This window comes from Pseudomonas sp. RGB (genome assembly GCF_007713445.1).
Taxonomy (GTDB): Bacteria; Pseudomonadota; Gammaproteobacteria; order Pseudomonadales; family Pseudomonadaceae; genus Aquipseudomonas.
In genome coordinates this window covers 63,541-83,576 of sequence record NZ_VMSH01000010.1, presented here as the reverse complement: position 1 = coordinate 83,576, position 20,036 = coordinate 63,541, and the positions used below count along the sequence as shown (strand labels likewise).

At 59.7% G+C, this 20,036-nt stretch carries 22 protein-coding genes; 21 read left to right on the top strand and 1 reads right to left on the bottom strand.

All coding sequences use genetic code 11. From position 1 onward, the window contains the following. Nucleotides 1–140: 140 nt before the first annotated feature. Nucleotides 141–956, bottom strand: coding sequence for an inositol-phosphate phosphatase (gene suhB / locus FPT15_RS20730; protein WP_003175971.1), 816 nt, complete (start codon nt 954–956; stop codon nt 141–143). A 145-nt stretch (nt 957–1,101) separates the two neighbouring features. Here suhB and trmJ point away from each other — a divergent pair, with 145 nt between their 5' ends. From trmJ to FPT15_RS20625, 21 genes are all read left to right on the top strand, one after another. Then, entirely contained in the window at nt 1,102–1,872 is a 771-nt protein-coding gene (gene trmJ, locus FPT15_RS20725; protein WP_003210307.1) for a tRNA (cytosine(32)/uridine(32)-2'-O)-methyltransferase TrmJ, read from the top strand. Nucleotides 1,873–1,874: 2 nt separating this feature from the next. Beyond that, nucleotides 1,875–2,657, top strand: a complete 783-nt coding sequence (cysE, locus tag FPT15_RS20720) for a serine O-acetyltransferase (protein ID WP_145164204.1) — start codon at nt 1,875–1,877, stop codon at nt 2,655–2,657. Nucleotides 2,658–2,964: 307 nt separating this feature from the next. Next, nucleotides 2,965–3,456 (top strand): Fe-S cluster assembly transcriptional regulator IscR, encoded by a 492-nt coding sequence (gene iscR / locus FPT15_RS20715; RefSeq protein WP_003194020.1) that lies wholly within the window; start codon nt 2,965–2,967, stop codon nt 3,454–3,456. Nucleotides 3,457–3,506: 50 nt separating this feature from the next. Next, a complete protein-coding gene (locus FPT15_RS20710) occupies nt 3,507–4,721 on the top strand; it encodes an IscS subfamily cysteine desulfurase (RefSeq protein WP_017530022.1) in 1,215 nt (404 codons plus the stop codon). A gap of 99 nt (nt 4,722–4,820) precedes the next feature. Further along, nucleotides 4,821–5,207 (top strand): Fe-S cluster assembly scaffold IscU, encoded by a 387-nt coding sequence (gene iscU / locus FPT15_RS20705; protein WP_003175965.1) that lies wholly within the window; start codon nt 4,821–4,823, stop codon nt 5,205–5,207. A 28-nt stretch (nt 5,208–5,235) separates the two neighbouring features. Continuing rightward, nucleotides 5,236–5,559 (top strand): iron-sulfur cluster assembly protein IscA, encoded by a 324-nt coding sequence (gene iscA / locus FPT15_RS20700; RefSeq protein WP_003209680.1) that lies wholly within the window; start codon nt 5,236–5,238, stop codon nt 5,557–5,559. 8 nt (nt 5,560–5,567) lie between these two features. Next, nucleotides 5,568–6,089, top strand: a complete 522-nt coding sequence (gene hscB, locus FPT15_RS20695; protein WP_145164202.1) for a co-chaperone HscB — start codon at nt 5,568–5,570, stop codon at nt 6,087–6,089. 48 nt (nt 6,090–6,137) lie between these two features. Then, nucleotides 6,138–8,000, top strand: a complete 1,863-nt coding sequence (gene hscA, locus FPT15_RS20690; protein ID WP_145164200.1) for a Fe-S protein assembly chaperone HscA — start codon at nt 6,138–6,140, stop codon at nt 7,998–8,000. Nucleotides 8,001–8,003: 3 nt separating this feature from the next. Further along, entirely contained in the window at nt 8,004–8,345 is a 342-nt protein-coding gene (fdx, locus tag FPT15_RS20685) for an ISC system 2Fe-2S type ferredoxin (protein ID WP_015885743.1), read from the top strand. A gap of 14 nt (nt 8,346–8,359) precedes the next feature. Continuing rightward, nucleotides 8,360–8,560 carry a Fe-S cluster assembly protein IscX gene (iscX, locus tag FPT15_RS20680; protein ID WP_003238461.1) on the top strand — a complete coding sequence of 67 codons (201 nt, stop codon included), beginning with the start codon at nt 8,360–8,362 and terminating at the stop codon, nt 8,558–8,560. A gap of 92 nt (nt 8,561–8,652) precedes the next feature. Then, nucleotides 8,653–9,078, top strand: coding sequence for a nucleoside-diphosphate kinase (gene ndk, locus FPT15_RS20675; protein WP_003175956.1), 426 nt, complete (start codon nt 8,653–8,655; stop codon nt 9,076–9,078). Nucleotides 9,079–9,107: 29 nt separating this feature from the next. Further along, the gene (gene rlmN, locus FPT15_RS20670) at nt 9,108–10,256 is read left to right on the top strand and encodes a 23S rRNA (adenine(2503)-C(2))-methyltransferase RlmN (protein WP_005791178.1); all 1,149 of its coding nucleotides are present in this window, start codon (nt 9,108–9,110) and stop codon (nt 10,254–10,256) included. A gap of 12 nt (nt 10,257–10,268) precedes the next feature. Beyond that, nucleotides 10,269–11,027: a type IV pilus biogenesis/stability protein PilW gene (gene pilW, locus FPT15_RS20665; protein WP_145164198.1), complete on the top strand. Its 759-nt coding sequence runs from the start codon at nt 10,269–10,271 to the stop codon at nt 11,025–11,027. Beyond that, entirely contained in the window at nt 11,027–12,022 is a 996-nt protein-coding gene (locus FPT15_RS20660; protein WP_145164196.1) for a RodZ family helix-turn-helix domain-containing protein, read from the top strand. The genes pilW and FPT15_RS20660 overlap by 1 nt, the downstream gene beginning before the upstream one ends. A gap of 2 nt (nt 12,023–12,024) precedes the next feature. Beyond that, nucleotides 12,025–13,134 (top strand): flavodoxin-dependent (E)-4-hydroxy-3-methylbut-2-enyl-diphosphate synthase, encoded by a 1,110-nt coding sequence (ispG, locus tag FPT15_RS20655; protein ID WP_025859271.1) that lies wholly within the window; start codon nt 12,025–12,027, stop codon nt 13,132–13,134. A gap of 21 nt (nt 13,135–13,155) precedes the next feature. After that, the gene (gene hisS, locus FPT15_RS20650; protein WP_106578273.1) at nt 13,156–14,445 is read left to right on the top strand and encodes a histidine--tRNA ligase; all 1,290 of its coding nucleotides are present in this window, start codon (nt 13,156–13,158) and stop codon (nt 14,443–14,445) included. 65 nt (nt 14,446–14,510) lie between these two features. Continuing rightward, nucleotides 14,511–15,128, top strand: a complete 618-nt coding sequence (locus FPT15_RS20645; RefSeq protein ID WP_177410102.1) for a tetratricopeptide repeat protein — start codon at nt 14,511–14,513, stop codon at nt 15,126–15,128. Beyond that, nucleotides 15,121–16,272, top strand: coding sequence for an outer membrane protein assembly factor BamB (gene bamB / locus FPT15_RS20640; RefSeq protein ID WP_145164194.1), 1,152 nt, complete (start codon nt 15,121–15,123; stop codon nt 16,270–16,272). Before FPT15_RS20645 ends, bamB begins: the two co-directional genes overlap by 8 nt. A gap of 134 nt (nt 16,273–16,406) precedes the next feature. Further along, a complete protein-coding gene (der, locus tag FPT15_RS20635) occupies nt 16,407–17,876 on the top strand; it encodes a ribosome biogenesis GTPase Der (protein WP_122489126.1) in 1,470 nt (489 codons plus the stop codon). A 138-nt stretch (nt 17,877–18,014) separates the two neighbouring features. Further along, nucleotides 18,015–19,163, top strand: a complete 1,149-nt coding sequence (locus FPT15_RS20630) for a pyridoxal phosphate-dependent aminotransferase (RefSeq protein WP_145164191.1) — start codon at nt 18,015–18,017, stop codon at nt 19,161–19,163. Beyond that, on the top strand, nt 19,151–19,942 hold the full coding sequence (locus FPT15_RS20625) for an amidohydrolase (protein ID WP_145164189.1): 792 nt from the start codon (nt 19,151–19,153) through the stop codon (nt 19,940–19,942). The genes FPT15_RS20630 and FPT15_RS20625 overlap by 13 nt, the downstream gene beginning before the upstream one ends. Nucleotides 19,943–20,036: the final 94 nt, after the last annotated feature.

Below are 20,036 nucleotides of genomic sequence, written 5' to 3'. Positions count from 1 at the left end.
ACAGATTTATTGACTGGCTACCGCTTTCGCGAGCAAGCCCGCTCCCACATTGGGTATGGGTTGACGCTGGAATTGCCGTATCACCCAAATGACAGGCATAAAAAAAGCACCCCTCGGGGTGCTTTTTTGTGCTCGCTCGCTTAGCGCTTCAGCGAAGCCGGCAGGTGCGGCTGGATCGCCGTCAGTACTGCCTTGAAGCATTTGGTGTTGCCGGCAACGACGTGGCCTTTCTCAAGGAAGTCGTGACCGCCGGTGAAGTCGCTCACCAAACCGCCAGCCTCTTGAATCAGCAGGGCGCCTGCGGCCATGTCCCACTCGGACAGGCCCGACTCCCAGAACGCATCAAAACGGCCGGCAGCCACATAGGCCAGGTCCAGGCTGGCTGCGCCAGCGCGACGGATACCGGCGGTCTGGCCAACCAGGGCGCGGAACATGCCCAGGTAGTTTTCCAGGTTGTCCATCTGGTCGTCACGGAACGGGAAGCCCGTGCCCAGCAGGGCGCCGTCCAGGCTGGTGCGACCGCTGACACGCAGACGACGACCATTCAACTGGGCGCCACGGCCACGGCTGGCGGTGAATTCTTCCTGGCGAACCGGGTCCAGAACCACTGCGTGTTCCAGGCGGCCACGGTATTTGCAGGCAATGCTCACGGCAAAGTGTGGGATGCCGCGCAGGAAGTTTGTGGTGCCATCCAGTGGGTCGATGATCCACAGGTAGTCTTCGCCTTCGCCGCTGCCTTTGTGCAAACCGGTTTCTTCGCCGAGGATGCCGTGGGTAGGGTAGGCCTTGCGCAGCGCGTCGATGATTTTCTGTTCGGCGGCGCGATCCACCTCGGACACATAATCCTTGGCGTCTTTTTCGTCGACCTTGATGGTATCCAGGCGCTCGATGGAGCGGAAGATCAATTCACTGGCGCTGCGGGCGGCGCGCAGCGCGATATTCAGCATGGGCTGCATGGATGTGTCACCTAAGGTTGTTAAAGAAAGCCGGGCATTCTAGCAGAAACTTTCTTCAGGTGAAGGACGACGTTAGCTTTCATGGCATAACCTTAGGCTGTTCTGTAAGATTTGCTCCCCTTTCCCGTGTCCGAGAGCGCCTCCCTTGCTGCAAAACATTCGTGTCGTTTTGGTCAATACCAGTCATCCCGGCAACATCGGCGGGGTGGCGCGAGCCATGAAAAACATGGGGCTGACGCGCCTGGTGCTGGTCGAGCCGCGCGTGTTCCCGCACCACGAGGCCGATGCCCGTGCCTCCGGCGCCAACGACATCCTGGAAAAAGCCCAGGTTGTCGCTACCTTGGAAGACGCGTTGGTCGGCTGCAACCTGGTGCTCGGCACCAGCGCCCGCGACCGTCGCATCCCCTGGCCGTTGCTGGATCCGCGCGAGTGCGGCACCAAGGTAGTGGAGGAAGCTGCCGGCGGCGCAGAAATCGCTTTGGTATTCGGCCGTGAAGACTCCGGCCTCACCAATGAAGAGCTGCAGCGATGTCATTACCACGTGCACATTCCATCAGACCCTGAATTCAGTTCGCTGAACCTCGGGGCGGCGGTGCAGGTTTTGAGTTATGAAGTGCGCATGGCCTGGCTGGCCGCTGAAGGTCAGCCGAGCAAGGTAGAAAAGGATGAAGTTGCATCGACCAAGAGTGGCGAACTGGCCACGATGGACGAGCTGGAGCGATTCTATGAGCACCTGGAGCAAACCCTGGTGGCCATCGAATTTCTCGATCCGGAAAAACCACGGCACTTGATGGCACGCCTGCGTCGCTTGTACGGACGCAGCTCGGTCAGCCGAGCAGAGATGAATATATTGCGTGGCATCCTCACGGAAACCCAGAAAGCGGCCCGTGGCGAGCTGCTTAAGCGGAAGGATTAAAAATGTTCGAGCGTTTGCGAGAAGATATCCAGAGTGTTTTCCACCGTGACCCGGCGGCGCGCAACGCCTTTGAAGTGCTGACCTGCTACCCGGGCATGCACGCGATCTGGATTCACCGCCTGTCCGGCGCGTTGTGGGGCATGGGCTGGAAATGGCTGGCGCGCGTGGTGTCGAACTTCGGCCGCTGGTTGACCGGGATCGAGATTCACCCGGGCGCCAAGGTGGGGCGTCGCTTCTTTATCGACCATGGCATGGGCATTGTGATTGGCGAGACCGCCGAAATCGGTGACGACGTGACCTTGTATCAAGGCGTGACCCTGGGCGGTACCACCTGGAATAAAGGCAAGCGCCACCCGACTCTGGGTGATGGCGTGGTGGTAGGGGCGGGCGCCAAGGTGCTCGGCCCCTTTACGGTGGGTGCCGGTGCCAAAGTAGGCTCCAACGCCGTGGTGACCAAGGCCGTACCGCCTGGCGCCACCGTCGTGGGCATTCCGGGGCGGATTATCGTCAAACCGGAAGTCGGCGATGAGCAGGAAGCCAAGCGCAAGGCCATGGCTGAAAAGATCGGCTTCGACGCCTACGGCGTCAGCGAGGACATGCCCGATCCCGTGGCGCGTGCCATCGGGCAGTTGCTAGACCACTTGCAGGCAGTCGACGGCAAGCTGGACGGCATGTGCGGCGCGTTGAAGGAGTTGGGCAGCAACTATTGTGCGAAAGATCTGCCTTCGCTGCGCGAAGAAGACTTTGCCGAGATCAAGAGCGAGGCCGCCAACAAGGCTGGCTGAGTCTTTGAGTCTTAAGGTCGGTAAAAATCTCCTGTGGGAGCTGGCTTGCCTGCGATAGCGGTCTGCCAGCCACCCTTTCATTACTGATCCACCGCTTTCGCAGGCAAGCCAGCTCCCACATTTGATCTCCACTGGTCTTGAGATAAGGCTTGGCCCCTGTTCCCGCTGTTCGATCCCGCCCCATCCTGCTATGATTCGCGCGCCCTTTTTACGGGTAATCCTGACTAAAGTACTAGGTCTTATAGTTGACTTAAATACTCGGGAATCGCATACTTGCTCCCATTCTGAAACACCTTGGTACTTGTCCATGAGACTGACTACAAAAGGCCGATACGCGGTAACCGCCATGCTTGACCTGGCCTTGCACGCGCAAACTGGGCCGGTGTCCCTGGCCGATATCTCCGAGCGCCAAGGCATTTCCCTGTCCTACCTCGAACAGCTGTTTGCCAAATTGCGCCGTAGCAACTTGGTTTCCAGCGTGCGTGGGCCGGGTGGTGGCTACCAACTGTCCCGCGACATGCAGGGCATTCAAGTAGCCCAGGTGATTGACGCGGTCAACGAATCCGTCGATGCCACCAAATGCCAGGGTTTGGGTGATTGCCACGCCGGCGACACCTGCCTGACGCACCACTTGTGGTGTGACTTGAGCCTGCAGATCCATGAGTTTTTGAGTGGTATCAGCTTGGCTGATCTTGTGACTCGCCGTGAGGTGCAAGAAGTAGCCCAGCGTCAGGACCAGCGCCGTTGCAACACCAAGGCGCCGCGTCTGGACAAGATCGAAGCGTCCGCCGTCGAGTGACAGCCGCAGAGCTAACGGCACGCCAGCCAGCCTGATTTAGGAGAAAGTCCATGAAATTGCCGATTTACCTTGATTACTCAGCGACCACCCCGGTTGATCCGCGTGTCGCGCAAAAGATGAGCGAATGCCTGCTGGTTGACGGAAACTTCGGCAACCCGGCCTCCCGTTCCCACGTGTTCGGCTGGAAAGCCGAGGAAGCGGTCGAGAACGCGCGTCGCCAGGTGGCTGACCTGGTGGGCGCCGACCCACGCGAAATTGTCTGGACCTCTGGTGCTACCGAGTCCGACAACCTGGCAATCAAGGGCGCGGCGCATTTCTACGCGACCAAAGGCAAGCACCTGATCACCACCAAGATTGAGCACAAGGCTGTCCTCGACACCATGCGCCAACTGGAGCGTGAAGGTTTTGAGGTCACCTACCTCGAGCCAACCACCGACGGCATCGTCACCCCGGCCATGATTGAAGCCGCGCTGCGTGAAGACACCATCCTGGTTTCCGTGATCCACGTGAACAACGAAATCGGCACCATCAACGACATCGCGGCCATCGGCGAGCTGACCCGTTCCAAGGGCATCCTGCTGCATGTCGACGCGGCTCAGTCCACCGGCAAGGTCGACATCGACCTGTCGAAACTGAAAGTCGACCTGATGTCGTTCTCCGCCCACAAGACTTACGGTCCTAAAGGTATCGGCGCGCTGTACGTGAGCCGCAAGCCTCGCGTGCGCATCGAAGCCACCATGCACGGCGGCGGTCACGAGCGCGGCATGCGTTCGGGCACCCTGGCGACCCACCAGATCGTCGGCATGGGTGAGGCCTTCCGTGTAGCCAAAGAAGACATGGCTGCCGAAAACGTACGCATCAAGGCTTTGAGCGATCGCTTCTACAAGCAGGTCGAGAACCTTGAAGAGCTGTACATCAACGGCAGCATGACCGCCCGTGTACCGCACAACCTGAATTTGAGCTTCAATTACGTCGAAGGCGAGTCGCTGATCATGGCGCTCAAGGACCTGGCGGTTTCGTCCGGTTCGGCCTGCACCTCGGCCTCGCTTGAGCCTTCGTACGTGCTGCGGGCCCTGGGCCGCAACGACGAACTGGCACACAGCTCGATCCGCTTTACGTTCGGCCGTTTCACCACCGAAGAGCAAGTCGACTACGCCGCGCAGAAAGTCTGCGAAGCCGTCAACAAGCTGCGCGTTCTGTCGCCGCTGTGGGACATGTACAAAGACGGTGTCGACATTTCCAAGATCGAGTGGGCGGCACACTAAATATAGAAGCCGCCACCCAAGCTCTGTAGGAACGTGGCGGAAAACGCAGGCGTTTTTACAGGGTTCCAGAGCGGCCCTGATGAGTGAGGATTCAGTACCATGGCTTACAGCGAAAAGGTCATCGACCACTACGAAAACCCGCGCAACGTCGGCAAGATGAACGCGGAAGACCCTGATGTCGGCACTGGCATGGTCGGCGCTCCGGCGTGCGGCGACGTTATGCGCCTGCAGATCAAGGTCAACGACGCTGGCGTTATCGAAGACGCCAAGTTCAAGACCTACGGCTGCGGTTCCGCCATTGCCTCAAGCTCCCTCGCGACCGAGTGGATGAAAGGCAAGACCCTGGATGAGGCTGTCACCATCAGCAACACCCAGCTGGCCGAAGAACTGGCCCTGCCGCCAGTGAAAATTCACTGCTCCGTACTCGCAGAAGACGCCATCAAGGCGGCCGTTCGCGACTACAAGCAGAAGAAAGGCTTGATCTAAGCATTTGGCGACGAGTAAGGAGTCAACGATGGCTATCAGCATGACAGAAGCGGCTGCGCAGCACATTCGCCGCTCCCTGAATGGGCGCGGTAAAGGTGAGGGGATTCGTCTGGGTGTTCGCACCACGGGCTGTTCCGGCCTTGCCTACGTGCTGGAGTTTGTCGACGAGGTGGTCGAAGAGGATCAGGTGTTCGAAAGTCACGGCGAGAAAGTGATCATCGACCCTAAAAGCCTTACCTACCTGGACGGCACCGAGCTCGATTTCGTCAAGGAAGGGTTGAACGAAGGCTTCAAGTTCAACAACCCAAACGTACGCGGTGAATGTGGCTGCGGCGAAAGCTTCAACATCTGAGGCTATCCGTGGGTACTCCTTGTCATTTCGCTTTATTCGAGCTGCAGCCGAGCTTTCGGCTGGACCTTGAGCAGCTTGCCACGCGCTACCGAGAACTGGCGCGTGGTGTGCATCCGGACCGCTTCGCTGACGCTTCCGAGCGTGAGCAACGCCTGGCGCTGGAGAAGTCGGCCAGCCTCAATGAAGCCTATCAGACGCTTAAAAACCCCCCGAAACGCGCGCGTTACCTGCTCGCGATGAACGGTGGCGAGTTGCCGATTGAAGTCACGGTGCACGACCCGGACTTCCTGATGCAGCAGATGCAGTGGCGCGAAGAACTCGAAGACTTGCAAGACGAGGCCGATGTGGCCGGTGTTGCAGTCTTCAAGCGCCGCCTGAAAGTGGCCCAGGATGAGCTCAACGAAAGCTTCGCAGCCTGTTGGGATGATGCAGCGCAACGTGAACAGGCCGAACGCCTGATGCGGCGCATGCAGTTCCTCGACAAGCTCACCTACGAAGTGCGCCAGCTAGAAGAGCGCCTCGACGATTAACCCAGTGCTGCCCGTGCACGCCTGATAGACAGATAAGACCTGATTACCATGGCCCTACTGCAGATCGCCGAACCCGGCCAAAGCCCTCAACCGCACCAGCGTCGCCTGGCGGTCGGGATTGACCTGGGCACCACCAATTCCCTGGTCGCCGCCTTGCGCAGCGGCCTGTCCGAGCCGCTGCCCGACGCCGATGGCCAGGTTATCCTGCCGTCGGCCGTGCGCTATCACGCTGACCATATTGAAGTTGGTGAGTCGGCCAAGCTGGCGGCGTCCTCCGATCCTCTGAACACAGTGCTGTCGGTCAAGCGCTTGATGGGTCGTGGTCTGTCCGACGTCAAGCAATTGGGTGACCAGCTGCCGTATCGCTTTGTCGGCGGCGAATCGCATATGCCATTCATCGACACCGTCCAGGGCCCCAAAAGCCCGGTGGAAGTGTCGGCCGATATCCTCAAGGTGCTGCGCCAGCGCGCGGAAACCACCTTGGGCGGCGAACTGGTCGGCGCGGTGATTACCGTGCCTGCGTATTTTGACGATGCTCAGCGTCAAGCCACCAAGGACGCGGCGAAGCTCGCCGGTCTGAACGTGCTTCGCCTGCTCAATGAGCCGACGGCGGCCGCTGTGGCCTATGGGCTGGACCAGCACGCCGAAGGCCTGGTTGCGATTTACGACCTGGGCGGCGGCACCTTTGATATTTCGATCCTGCGCCTGACCGGCGGTGTGTTCGAAGTGCTGGCCACCGGTGGCGATACCGCCCTGGGCGGCGATGACTTCGATCACGCCATTGCCGGCTGGATCATCACCAGCGCCGGTTTGTCCGCCGACCTGGACCCGGGCGAGCAGCGGCATTTGCTGCAAACCGCCTGTGCGGCCAAAGAAGCGCTGACTGACGCCAGCTCTGTCGATGTTTCCTACGGTTCCTGGTCGGCTCAGTTGACACGCGAAGCCTTCGACGCGCTGATCGAGCCAATGGTCGCTCGCAGCCTTAAAGCTTGTCGCCGTGCGGTACGTGATTCCGGCGTTGAGCTGGAAGACGTGGTTGCCGTGGTCATGGTCGGCGGTTCGACCCGTGTGCCGCGTGTGCGCGAAGCCGTTGCTGAAGCATTTGGTCGCCAGCCGCTGACTGAAATCGATCCGGATCAAGTCGTCGCCATCGGTGCCGCAATCCAGGCTGATACCCTGGCCGGCAACAAGCGCGACGGTGGCGAACTGCTGCTGCTCGACGTGATCCCGTTGTCCCTGGGGCTGGAAACCATGGGCGGGCTGATGGAGAAGGTGATTCCACGCAACACCACCATCCCCGTCGCCCGCGCACAGGACTTCACCACCTATAAAGATGGCCAGACGGCCATGATGATTCATGTGCTGCAAGGTGAGCGCGAGCTGATCAGCGACTGCCGTTCCCTGGCGCGCTTTGAATTGCGCGGCATTCCGGCGATGGTGGCCGGTGCAGCGAAAATCCGCGTGACCTTCCAGGTTGACGCCGATGGTCTGCTCAGCGTGGCTGCGCGTGAGCTGGGCTCAGGCGTAGAAGCCAGCATCCAGGTCAAGCCGTCCTACGGCCTGACCGACGGCGAAATCGCCAAAATGCTCAAGGACTCGTTCCAGTACGCCGGTGACGACAAAGTCGCCCGTGTACTGCGTGAACAGCAAGTCGATGCGCAGCGCCTGCTTGAGGCCGTGCAAGGCGCTCTCGATGCCGATGGCGAGCGCCTGTTGGACGCCGAAGAGCGCATGGTCATCGACCTGCAGATGCAGGAGCTGGCCGAACTGATGAAAGGCAACGATGGTTACGCCATCGAGCAGCAGACCAAGCGCCTGTCGCAAGTGACTGATGCCTTTGCCGCCCGCCGCATGGATCAGACGGTGAAAGCCGCACTGGCCGGGCGCAACCTGAATGAAATCGAGGAATAATTAATGCCGCAGGTCATTTTTCTGCCACACGCCGAGCATTGCCCGGACGGTATGGTCGTGGAGGCTGAGACCGGCAAGTCCATCCTCGAAGTTGCCCATGACAACCACATCGAGATCGAGAGTGCCTGCGGCGGTGTTTGCGCCTGCACCACCTGCCACTGCGTGATTCGCGAGGGTTTCAACTCGCTTGAAGAGGCGGATGAGCTGGAAGAAGACTTTCTGGACCGCGCGTGGGGCCTTGAAGCGACTTCTCGCCTAAGCTGTCAGGCAAAGGTTGGGACTGAAGACATCACCGTCGAAATTCCGAAATATTCCCTCAACCATGCGGCCGAAGCACCGCATTGATTCAAGGAAATGTCATGAGCCTGAAATGGGTTGATGTACAAGAAATCGCTATACAACTTGCTGAAGCCCACCCTGAGGTCAATCCTCTGACGGTCAACTTCGTCAAGCTGCGCAATCTGGTGATGGAGCTGCCGGACTTTGACGACATCCCCGACCGGGGTGGCGAAAAGGTTCTGGAGGCGATTCAAGGCCTGTGGATCGAAGAAGCAGACTGAGCCGCCTTATTACGCAGTTAGGCAATACCCAATAACCCGCGTATAATTCGCGGGTTTAATTTTTCGTAAATTACTGTTTCTGGAGTTACACCATGGCTGTTCAACGTACTTTCTCCATCATCAAGCCTGACGCTGTTGCAAAAAACGTCATCGGCGAGATCACCACTCGTTTCGAAAAAGCCGGCCTGAAGGTTGTAGCTTCGAAACTCAAGCAACTGTCCAAAGCTGAAGCTGAAGGCTTCTACGCTGAGCACAGCGCTCGTGGTTTCTTCGGCGACCTGGTTGCCTTCATGATCTCCGGTCCTGTTGTTGTTCAGGTTCTGGAAGGCGAAAACGCTATCGCTCTGAACCGTGAGCTGATGGGCGCTACCAACCCTAAAGAAGCTGCTGCCGGCACCATCCGTGCTGACTTCGCTGAGTCCATCGACGCCAACGCTGTTCACGGTTCGGACTCCGAAGCCGCTGCTGCTCGCGAAATCTCGTACTTTTTCGCTGCTACTGAAGTAACCGCTCGCTAAGCATCGGCTTAAAGAGTGAGGGTGAATCCATGACTACATCGACTGTTAAAACCAACCTGCTGGGTCTGACTCAGCCGGAAATGGAGAAATTCTTCGACTCAATCGGGGAGAAGCGTTTCCGTGCCGGTCAGGTAATGAAGTGGATTCACCACTTTGGCGTCGACGATTTCGACGCCATGACGAACGTCAGCAAGGCCCTGCGCGACAAGCTCAAGGCCATTGCTGAGGTCCGTGGTCCCGAAGTGGTCAGCGAGGACATCTCCAGCGACGGCACCCGTAAGTGGGTGGTGCGCGTGGCGTCCGGCAGCTGCGTCGAGACCGTCTACATTCCCCAGGGCAAGCGCGGCACGTTGTGCGTTTCGTCCCAGGCAGGCTGTGCCCTGGACTGCAGTTTCTGCTCCACCGGCAAGCAAGGCTTCAATAGCAACCTCACTGCCGCCGAAGTCATCGGCCAGGTGTGGATTGCCAACAAATCCTTTGGCAGCGTCCCGGCAACCGTCGACCGTGCCATCACCAACGTGGTGATGATGGGCATGGGTGAGCCGCTGCTGAACTTCGACAACGTTATTGCGGCCATGCATTTGATGATGGACGACCTGGGCTACGGCATTTCCAAGCGCCGTGTGACCCTGTCGACCTCGGGCGTGGTGCCGATGATCGATGAGCTGGCCAAGCACATCGACGTCTCCCTGGCGTTGTCGCTGCACGCACCCAATGACGCATTGCGTAACCAATTGGTGCCGATCAACAAGAAGTATCCGCTTAAGATGCTGCTCGAATCTTGCCAGCGTTACATGGCGACCTTGGGCGAGAAGCGTGTGCTGACCATTGAGTACACCATGCTCAAGGACATCAACGACAAGGTTGAGCACGCCGTCGAGATGATCGAGTTGCTCAAGAACACCCCGTGCAAGATCAACCTGATTCCGTTTAACCCGTTTCCACATTCTGGCTACGAGCGGCCGAGCAACAATGCTATCCGCCGTTTCCAGGATCAACTGCACCAGGCCGGCTACAACGTCACCGTACGCACCACTCGTGGTGAAGACATCGACGCCGCCTGTGGCCAATTGGTAGGGCAGGTGATGGACCGCACCCGCCGTAGCGAACGTTATATCGCCGTGCGCGAACTTAACGCCGCCGAAGATTTGCCGCAAATTGCTGTGAATCGAATCTGAGAGAGGATCTCTATGCCCTTGCGCCTTGCGCTGCTTTTGCTAGTTAACGGCCTCGCGGCCGGTTGTGTTTCATCGGGCCATGACAGCCCGTTGCAGACGGGTAAAGGCCGTGACGAGGCGCGAGTTGCCTATGTGCAACTGGGTTTGGGTTATTTGCGACAAGGCATGAGCGAGCAGGCCAAGGTGCCGTTGAAAAAGGCCCTCGAGCTGAACAGCGACGATGCCGACGCGAATGCCGCGCTGGCTTTGGTGTTCCAGGCCCAGGCCGAGCCTGAGTTGGCCGATCAATATTTCCACAAGGCCTTGTCTTCGCGTCCTGCCGACCCTCGGCTGCTGAACAATTACGGCAGCTTCCTGTTCGAGCAGAAACGTTATGACCAGGCTTCCCGTTATTTCCAGCAAGCCTCTGCTGACGCCCTCTACCCGGAGCGGTCGCGGGTGTTCGAGAACCTTGGGGTCACCTCGATGCGCCTCGGCCAGCGCGACAGCGCGCGCCAGCAGCTGGAAAAAGCCCTGCATTTGAACAGTCGTCAGCCACGCGCGTTGCTCGAAATGGCTGAGTTGTCTTACGAAGACAGGCATTATGTGCCGGCACGTGACTATTACGAGCGTTTTAGCCTGCTCAGCGGGCAAAATGCACGTAGTCTATTGCTCGGTGTGCGGCTGGCGACGGTTCATGATGAACGCGACGCCGCCGCACGTTTTGGCCAGCAACTCGAACGACTCTATCCCGGTACGCCGGAATATCAGCAATACCTGTCGGAGCAATGATGAAAGCGGCGCACCCGGAAGTTGTAGCAGCTAATCGCGTAAACCCAGGCGAGACCTTGCGTCAGGCCCGCGAAAGCAATGGTTGGTCGCTGGCAGAAGTGGCCCTCAAGCTCAATTTGACCACGACTTCCCTGGGCAACCTGGAAGCCGGCGCGTTCGACAAGCTGCCTGGGCATACCTTCGCCCGCGGCTATATCCGCGCTTATGCCAAGTTGCTGGGCATTGACCAGACCGTGCTGGTCCAGGAATTCGACCAATTTACCGGCACCGACTCTCAGGGCAGCAATGTGCATGGCCTGGGTCGCATCGAAGAGCCGGTGCGTGTTTCCCACACGATTTTGCGAATTGTCAGCCTGTTGCTGCTGATTGCCGTGATCGGCGGCGGTTTCGTCTGGTGGCAAGACCAGACCTCCCAGCGCAGCAAGGACCTGACCAGCAACGCCATGGAGCACGTCGAAGTCGAAAGCGCCGACGGCACCACCCAGATTCACCCGCTGGACGAGCCGGAAGACCAGGCCGTTGCCGAAGGGCAAGCCGCGCCAGAAGCACCGGCCACCGCCGAGCAGCCCGCGCCGGAAGCGGGTACTGCAGCGGCGACTGCTGCCGTGCCGACTCCAGCCGTACCGGCGGCCCCGGCCGCGCCAACTGCCCAGGCCCATACCCCAGCAGCTGCCACACAGGCTCCAGCGACCACCGCTTCAACTGCACCGGCAGCGCCGACCGTTGCGCCTGCTGCGCCTGCGTTGGTCGCTGGCGACGGGCATATCCAGATTACCTTCGTCGCTGACTGCTGGACGCAAGTCACCGATGGCAACGGCAAAGTGCTGTTCAGCGGTTTGAAGCGTAAGGGAGATACGCTTGACCAAGGCGGCAAGCCTCCTTTGACGCTGCGTCTGGGCTTTGCCCGTGGCGCGCAAGTGGCCTACAACGGCCAGCCTGTGGACGTAGCGCCGTTCACCAGTGGCGAGACCGCTCGCCTCAAGTTGGGACAATAGTCATGCACGGCGAATCTCCAATCAAACGTCGCGTATCGCGCAAGATCTGGGTCGGCTCAGTGCCGGTGGGTGGCGACGCCCCCATCGCGGTACAGAGCATGACCAACAGCGACACCAATGATGTCGCCGCCACCGTCGCCCAGATCAACCGTCTGGAAGCGGCCGGCGTAGACATCGTGCGGGTTTCCGTGCCGGACATGGATGCTGCCGAAGCCTTCGGCCGCATCAAGCAGCTGGTCAAGGTGCCGCTGGTTGCCGACATTCACTTCGATTACAAAATCGCCTTGCGTGTTGCCGAGTTGGGCGTCGATTGCCTGCGCATCAACCCAGGCAACATCGGTCGCGAAGACCGTGTGCGCGCAGTGGTGGATGCTGCCCGTGATCGCGGGATCCCGATCCGCATCGGCGTCAACGCCGGCTCCCTGGAAAAAGACCTGCAAAAGAAATATGGCGAACCGACCCCGGCCGCGCTGGTTGAGTCGGCGCTGCGCCACGTTGAACACCTTGAGCGCCTGAATTTCCAGGACTTCAAGGTCAGCGTAAAGGCTTCCGACGTGTTCATGGCGGTAGAAGCCTACCGCCTGCTGGCCAAGGAAATCGTGCAGCCGCTGCACCTGGGTATCACTGAAGCGGGCGGTTTGCGCTCAGGCACAGTGAAATCTGCGGTGGGTCTCGGTATGCTGCTCGCCGAAGGGATTGGCGATACTATCCGCATCTCCCTGGCGGCGGACCCGGTAGAGGAAGTGAAGGTCGGTTACGACATTCTCAAATCCCTGCATTTGCGTTCCCGTGGCATCAACTTCATTGCCTGCCCGAGCTGCTCGCGGCAGAACTTCGACGTGGTGAAAACCATGAACGAACTGGAAGGGCGCCTCGAAGACTTGCTGGTGCCACTGGATGTTGCGGTGATTGGCTGTGTGGTTAACGGCCCGGGTGAAGCCAAAGAGGCGCACATCGGCCTGACTGGCGGTACGCCGAACCTGATTTACATCGACGGCAAGCCGTCGCAGAAGTTGACGAATGACAATCTGGTGGATGAGCTCGAAAGACTGATCCGCGAGAAAGCGGCCGAGAAGGTCGCGGCTGACGCAGCGCTGATCGCGCGCGGCTAAGAACGAATTTAAGGATTAGATGTGAGCAAGTCTCTGCAAGCCATTCGTGGCATGAACGACATCCTGCCGGAGCAGACGCCTTTGTGGCGCTACTTCGAGAGCACGGTCGCGCGCCTGCTGGATAACTACGGTTACAAGCAGATCCGCATGCCGATCGTCGAATTCACCGAGCTGTTCAAGCGCTCCATCGGTGAAGTGACCGACATCGTCGAAAAAGAGATGTACACCTTTGAAGACCGCAACGGCGACTCCCTGACCCTGCGTCCGGAAGGCACCGCTGCGTGCGTGCGCGCTGTGCTCGAGCATGGCATCACGGGTGGCGGCCAGACCCAGAAGCTGTGGTACATCGGCCCGATGTTCCGCCACGAGCGTCCGCAGAAAGGTCGTTACCGCCAGTTCCACCAGATCGGCTGCGAAGTCTTCAACCTGGATGGCCCGGACATCGACGCCGAGCTCATCGTGCTGACCTGGCGCCTGTGGGGCCAACTGGGTATCCGCGACGCGGTCAAACTTGAACTCAACAGCCTGGGCACCAGCGAATCCCGGGGCCGCTATCGCGAAGCCCTGGTCGAGTACCTGTCCGCTCACCTGGACAAGTTGGATGAAGACAGCCAGCGCCGTCTGAAAACCAACCCGTTGCGTGTACTGGATACTAAGAACGCCGACACCCAGGCGGTACTGGTCGATGCGCCGAAAATGGCCGACTACCTGGACGACGAATCGCGCACGCATTTCGAGGGCCTCAAGGCTCGTCTGGATGCGGCCGGTATTCCCTACGTGATCAACCCGAAACTGGTGCGCGGCCTCGATTACTACAGCAAGACCGTCTTCGAGTGGGTCACCGACAAACTCGGCGCCCAGGGCACCGTGTGTGCCGGTGGTCGCTACGACGGCCTGGTTGAGCAAATGGGCGGCAAGCCGACCACGGGCGTGGGCTTTGCCATGGGCATCGAGCGGCTGATCCTGCTGCTCGAAACCCTGGAGCAGGTTCCGGAAGAAATTTCCCGTCAGGTGGACGTGTACCTGTGCGCCTTTGGCGAGGCCGCCGAACTGGCAGCCCTGGCCCTGAGCGAGAAAGTACGCGACCAACTGCCGAACCTGCGCCTGCAGGTCAATGCCGGCGCCGGCAGCTTCAAGAGCCAGTTCAAGAAGGCCGACAAGAGCGGTGCGCTGTATGCACTGATCCTCGGCGATGACGAACTGGCCCAGCAAGTGATAGGTTTCAAACCCCTGCGTGGCCAGGGCGAGCAACAGAACATTGCCTTTGATGCGCTTGCCGCGCACTTGGCCACCTGCGTCGTGCAGGGTTGAAGCTGTCGAACAGCCGAATTTAGCGATTAAGGAGTATTGGGGTGTCGAGTACTGATGATGAGCAGATGGCCGAGTTCAAGGACTGGTGGCAGCGTAACGGCAAGCCCCTGGTTACCGGCGGTCTGCTGGCTTTAGTGGTGGTGTTCGGCTGGCAAGCCTGGCACAAGTATCAGGCCAACCAGTCCCAAGGCGCCTCGGTCCTCTATCAGCAATTGCTGGAAACCACGCTCACGCCGGACGGCAAGCCTGACCCTGCCCAGGTTGCAGACCTGGCCGGCAAGCTCAAAAGCGAATTCGGCGGTAGCACCTACGCCCAATACGGCAGCCTGTTCGTCGCGAAAGTCGCGGTCGACACCGGCAAGCTGGATGACGCCGCGACCGAGCTGAAGGCCATCGCCGACAAGCCGACTAACCCGACCCTGGGTGAAATCGCACGTCAGCGCCTGGCACAGGTATTGGCGGCACAGAACAAGGCTGACGAAGCACTCAAACTGCTCGACGGCGATGCTGACAAGGCATTTGTGGCCACTCGTGAAGAGCTCAAGGGCGACCTGTTGGTCCAATTGGGTCGTACCGACGAAGCCCATGCTGCGTACCAAAAAGCCAAGGCGGCGCTGTCTGATGAAGCGGCAGTCGGTGGCTTACAAATCAAGCTGGACGACTTGGCCAAAGGGGATGCGTGACGTGATCCGTTGGAAACATGCAGCATTGCTGGCTCTGGCCGTTCTGGCCGCGGGTTGCAGCAGCAACAGTAAAAAAGAACTGCCTCCGGCCGAGCTGACCAGCTTCAAGGAAGAAGTGGTCCTGCAAAAGCAGTGGAGCCGCTCCGTCGGTGATGGCCAGGGCGACCTGTACAACCTGCTGCAGCCGGCAATCGACGGCGAAAACATTGTGGCCACTGACTCCACTGGCGTGATCATGGCCATGGATCGCATGAATGGCGACGTGAAGTGGAAGAAAGACCTCGAGCTGCCGGTTTCCGGTGGCGTGGGTGTCGGCTACGGCATGGTGCTGGTCGGTACGCTCAAAGGCGACGTGGTTGCTCTGGACTCGGCGACGGGCGAAGAGAAATGGCGCGCTCGCGTGACCAGTGAAGTGCTCGCAGCGCCTGCCACCAACGGCGATGTCGTGGTAGTACAGACCCAGGATGACCGTGTGATCGGCCTGGACGCCGCCACCGGCAACCAGCGTTGGCTGTACGACAGCACCCCTGCGGTGTTGACCCTGCGCGGTACCAGTGGTCCGATTGTGACCAACAACCTGGCCGTTGCAGGCCTGTCGACCGGTAAAGTGGTCGCCCTGGATACCCAGAACGGCGTACCGGCCTGGGAAACCCGCGTGGCAATCCCTCAAGGTCGTTCCGAACTGGATCGCGTGGTGGACATCGACGGCGGCTTGCTGCTGTCGGGTGAAACCATCTATGTGGCTACCTACCAGGGCCGCGTTGCTGCGCTGGACCTGCAAAGCGGCCGCATCAACTGGCAGCGTGATGCTTCCAGCTATGCCGGTGTCGCCCAAGGGTTTGGCAGCGTCTATGTAAGCCTGGCGTCCGGCACCGTTGAAAGTGTCGACGAGCGTTCCACCACTGCACTGTGGAGCAACGACTCTCTGGCCCGCCGTCAACTGTCGGCCCCGGAAGTGTTCTCCAGCTACGTAGCGGTAGGTGACTTCGAAGGTTACCTGCATCTGCTGAGTCAGGTGGACGGTCGTTTTGTCGGCCGCGAGCGTATCGACAGCGACGGCCTGCGTGCCCGTCCGCTGGTCGTGGGTAACATGCTTTACGTGTATGGCAACAGCGGCAAGCTGGAAGCCCTGACCATCAAGTAAGAACTATGCTTGGGGTAAAACCCAGGCGGCCCCGCTTCGGCGGGGCATGCGGCATTTGAATATGCTGCCCCGAGCACCAGCCGCTGCCTTGCAGCGGCTTTTGTATTTTCTGAAATAACGAAGTGGAGAGCCGCATGGTTCCCGTAATCGCCCTGGTGGGCCGACCTAACGTCGGCAAGTCCACCTTGTTCAACCGCCTGACCAGGACTCGCGACGCCATCGTCGGCGACTTGTCCGGTCTGACCCGTGATCGCCAATACGGTGAGGCAAAGTGGCAAGGGCGCTCCTACATTATTGTCGACACCGGTGGTATCTCCGGTGACGAGCATGGCATGGACGAAAAGATGGCCGAGCAGTCGCTGCTCGCTATCGAAGAAGCCGATGTCGTGTTGTTCCTGGTGGATGCCCGCGCGGGCTACACCGCTGCCGACCAGATGATTGGCGAGCACCTTCGCAAGCGCAACAAGCGTTCCTATTTGATCGCCAACAAGATCGATAACATCGATCCTGAGGCGGCCCGCGCCGAGTTCAGCCCGATGGGCCTGGGCGACGCGATCCCGGTCGCCGGTGCTCACGGTCGCGGTATCACCCAGATGCTGGAAATCGCCCTGCGCGACTTCCCTAAGGATGACGCCGAGGAAGAAGAGGGCGAGGAAGAGATCGTCGCCGAAGGTGAGGAAGCCAAGCGCATTCCTGGCCCGAGCGAAAAAGACGGTATCAAGATCGCCATCATCGGCCGCCCGAACGTTGGCAAGTCGACCCTGGTTAACCGCATGCTCGGTGAAGACCGGGTAATCGTTTATGACCAGCCCGGCACCACCCGCGACAGTATCTACATCCCGTTCGAGCGTAACGACGAGAAGTACACGCTGATCGACACCGCCGGTGTGCGCAAGCGCGGCAAGATCCACGAGGAAGTTGAAAAGTTCTCGGTGGTCAAAACCCTGCAGGCGATCAAAGACGCCAACGTGGTGATCTTCGTGATGGACGCCCGCGAAGGCGTGGTGGACCACGACCTCAACTTGCTGGGCTTTGCCCTGGAAGCCGGTCGCGCCCTGGTGATCGCGATCAACAAGTGGGACGGCATGACGCCGAGCGAGCGCGATTTCGTCAAGATCGAGCTGCAGCGTCGCCTGTTCTTTGTTGAATTCGCCGATATCCACTTCATCTCGGCACTGCACGGCACTGGCGTGGGTAACCTCTACGCTTCCGTACAGAACTCGTTCAAGTCCGCGGTCACCCGCTGGCCGACCAACCGTCTGACCCAGATCCTGGAAGACGCGGTTGGCGAGCACGCGCCGCCGATGGTCAACAACCGCCGGATCAAACTGCGTTACGCCCACTTGGGTGGTGCCAACCCGCCGATTATCGTGATCCACGGTAACCAGATCGAGAAGGTGCCTAAGTCCTATGTGCGTTACCTGGAAAACACCTACCGCCGTGTCTTGAAACTGGTCGGTACGCCGATCCGTATCGAGTTCAAAGGTGGCGAGAACCCATACGAAGGCAACAAGAACACACTGACTGACCGTCAGGTGAACAAGAAGCGTCGTTTGATGACTCACCACAAGAAGGCCGACAAGAAGCGCCGCGACAAGAAATAAGCGCCGCTTCACGTTGTCCGCTACACGCTGCAAGACAGGGCTCTTTTTGAGCCCTTTTTTGTGCCTGGTGGATTGCTGGCTTGACCTGCTTGCAGCTTGCAGCTTAAAACTTGCAGCTCACCCGAAGGGGGGGCTCCCATGATCACCAGCAAGCTGCCGAATGTCGGTACGACCATTTTCACCACCATGTCGCAACTCGCTGCCGAGACCGGCGCGCTCAACCTGTCCCAGGGCTTTCCCGATTTCAATGGCCCCAAGGCGTTGCTCGATGCGGTGGGCCGGCACGTTGCCAGCGGGCATAACCAGTATTCACCGATGACCGGCCTGCCGGCCCTGCGCCAGCAAGTGGCGGCCAAGATCGCCCGCAGCTATGGCGCTACGGTTAACCCCGACAGTGAAGTGACCATTACTCCCGGTGCCACTGCCGCGATTTTCTGTGCGATTCAGGCGGTCATCCGCAACGGCGATGAAGTCATCGTGTTCGACCCCTGCTATGACAGCTACGAGCCCTCGGTCGAGCTGGCTGGCGGGCGCTGCGTGCATGTGCAGCTGAGCCTGCAGGGCTTCTCCCTGGACTTTGAAAAGATCAAGGCCGCGCTGTCGCCGCGCACACGCATGATCATCCTCAACACCCCGCACAACCCGACCGGCGCACTGATCAGCCGCGCCGAGCTCGACCAGTTGGCCGAATTGGTCCGCGACCGCGATATCTATCTGGTCAGCGATGAGGTCTATGAACACTTGGTGTTCGATGGCGTGCCCCATGTCAGCGTGTTGGCCCATGAAGAACTGTATCAGCGTGCGTTCGTGGTCAGCTCCTTCGGCAAGACTTACCACGTCACCGGCTGGAAAACCGGCTACGTGGTCGCGCCACCGGCGCTGACCGCTGAACTGCGCAAGGTGCATCAATATGTCAACTTCTGCGGCGTGACCCCTTTGCAGTACGCTTTGGCGGACTTCATGGCCGAACACCCGGAACATGTCGAAGAATTGCCGGCTTTCTACCAGGCCAAGCGCGACCTGTTCTGCGACTTGCTGGCGCCATCGCGCTTCAGCTTCACCCGGGTGACCGGTACTTACTTCCAATTGGTGGATTACTCACAGATTCGCCCGGACCTGGATGACGTCGCCATGTCGCTATGGATGACCCGCGAGCACGGCGTGGCGACGATTCCGGTCTCGGTGTTCTACCAGAACCCACCCCAAGGCCAGCGCCTGGTGCGCCTGTGCTTTGCCAAACGCGAGGAGACGCTGCAACAAGCAGCCGAAAAACTATGCGTGATCTGAGTGCATTACCCAACCTGAACATCGCCCTGGTGCAGACCAGCCTGGTGTGGCATGACCGTCAGGCCAACCTGGAACATTTCGAGCTGTTGCTGGAGCAGGCCAAAGGGGCCGATCTGATTGTGCTGCCGGAAATGTTTACCACCGGGTTTTCAATGGAGTCGGAAACCCTGGCTGAACGGGAAAACGGCCCGACCCATCATTGGCTCCAGGCCCAGGCGGCGAAGTACAACGCCGTGATCACTGGCAGTGTGATTATCCAGGCCGCCGATGGCAGCCATCGCAACCGCCTGCTGTGGGCGCGGCCGGACGGCGAGGTGTTGCACTACGACAAGCGCCACTTGTTCCGGATGGCGGGCGAGCACGACCACTACACGCCAGGCGAGCGCCAGGTGCAGTTCGAATTGAAGGGTTGGCGTATTCGGCCGTTGATTTGCTATGACTTGCGCTTCCCGGTGTGGAGCCGTGATGCTCAGGACACAGACTTGCTGCTGTACACCGCCAATTGGCCGGGTGCACGGCGCCTGCACTGGAACCGTTTGCTGCCAGCGCGCGCGATCGAAAACCTGTGCTACGTGGCGGCGGTGAATCGAGTGGGAACGGATGGGAAGGGCTTTGCCTACACCGGAGACAGTCAGGTGCTGGATTTTCAGGGCGAGACCTTGCTGAGTGCAGGGGAGGCGGATGGCGTGTTTCAGGTGTGCCTGGAGGCGGCGGAGCTGGCGGCGTATCGCGAAAAATTTCCGGCGAACCTTGACGCAGATAGGTTTGAGTTTGTCTGAAAGACCGCTTTCGCGAGCAAGCCCGCTCCCACATTTGGAGTGCATTCCCCCTGTAGGAGCGGGCTTGCCCGCGAAGAGGCCATCAGCATCACCA

Excerpts from the sequence above, each read along its gene's own strand:
- iscR (WP_003194020.1), top strand. The coding sequence starts at position 2,965 with ATGAGACTGACTACAAAAGGCCGATACGCGGTAACCGCCATGCTTGAC.
- FPT15_RS20625 (WP_145164189.1), top strand. The coding sequence starts at position 19,151 with ATGCGTGATCTGAGTGCATTACCCAACCTGAACATCGCCCTGGTGCAG.
- iscA (WP_003209680.1), top strand. The coding sequence starts at position 5,236 with ATGGCTATCAGCATGACAGAAGCGGCTGCGCAGCACATTCGCCGCTCC.
- FPT15_RS20630 (WP_145164191.1), top strand. The coding sequence starts at position 18,015 with ATGATCACCAGCAAGCTGCCGAATGTCGGTACGACCATTTTCACCACC.
- FPT15_RS20660 (WP_145164196.1), top strand. The coding sequence starts at position 11,027 with ATGAAAGCGGCGCACCCGGAAGTTGTAGCAGCTAATCGCGTAAACCCA.
- ndk (WP_003175956.1), top strand. The coding sequence starts at position 8,653 with ATGGCTGTTCAACGTACTTTCTCCATCATCAAGCCTGACGCTGTTGCA.
- rlmN (WP_005791178.1), top strand. The coding sequence starts at position 9,108 with ATGACTACATCGACTGTTAAAACCAACCTGCTGGGTCTGACTCAGCCG.
- ispG (WP_025859271.1), top strand. The coding sequence starts at position 12,025 with ATGCACGGCGAATCTCCAATCAAACGTCGCGTATCGCGCAAGATCTGG.
- pilW (WP_145164198.1), top strand. The coding sequence starts at position 10,269 with ATGCCCTTGCGCCTTGCGCTGCTTTTGCTAGTTAACGGCCTCGCGGCC.
- der (WP_122489126.1), top strand. The coding sequence starts at position 16,407 with ATGGTTCCCGTAATCGCCCTGGTGGGCCGACCTAACGTCGGCAAGTCC.
- bamB (WP_145164194.1), top strand. The coding sequence starts at position 15,121 with ATGCGTGACGTGATCCGTTGGAAACATGCAGCATTGCTGGCTCTGGCC.
- hscA (WP_145164200.1), top strand. The coding sequence starts at position 6,138 with ATGGCCCTACTGCAGATCGCCGAACCCGGCCAAAGCCCTCAACCGCAC.
- FPT15_RS20710 (WP_017530022.1), top strand. The coding sequence starts at position 3,507 with ATGAAATTGCCGATTTACCTTGATTACTCAGCGACCACCCCGGTTGAT.
- cysE (WP_145164204.1), top strand. The coding sequence starts at position 1,875 with ATGTTCGAGCGTTTGCGAGAAGATATCCAGAGTGTTTTCCACCGTGAC.
- suhB (WP_003175971.1), bottom strand. The coding sequence starts at position 956 with ATGCAGCCCATGCTGAATATCGCGCTGCGCGCCGCCCGCAGCGCCAGT.
- FPT15_RS20645 (WP_177410102.1), top strand. The coding sequence starts at position 14,511 with ATGGCCGAGTTCAAGGACTGGTGGCAGCGTAACGGCAAGCCCCTGGTT.
- iscU (WP_003175965.1), top strand. The coding sequence starts at position 4,821 with ATGGCTTACAGCGAAAAGGTCATCGACCACTACGAAAACCCGCGCAAC.
- iscX (WP_003238461.1), top strand. The coding sequence starts at position 8,360 with ATGAGCCTGAAATGGGTTGATGTACAAGAAATCGCTATACAACTTGCT.
- fdx (WP_015885743.1), top strand. The coding sequence starts at position 8,004 with ATGCCGCAGGTCATTTTTCTGCCACACGCCGAGCATTGCCCGGACGGT.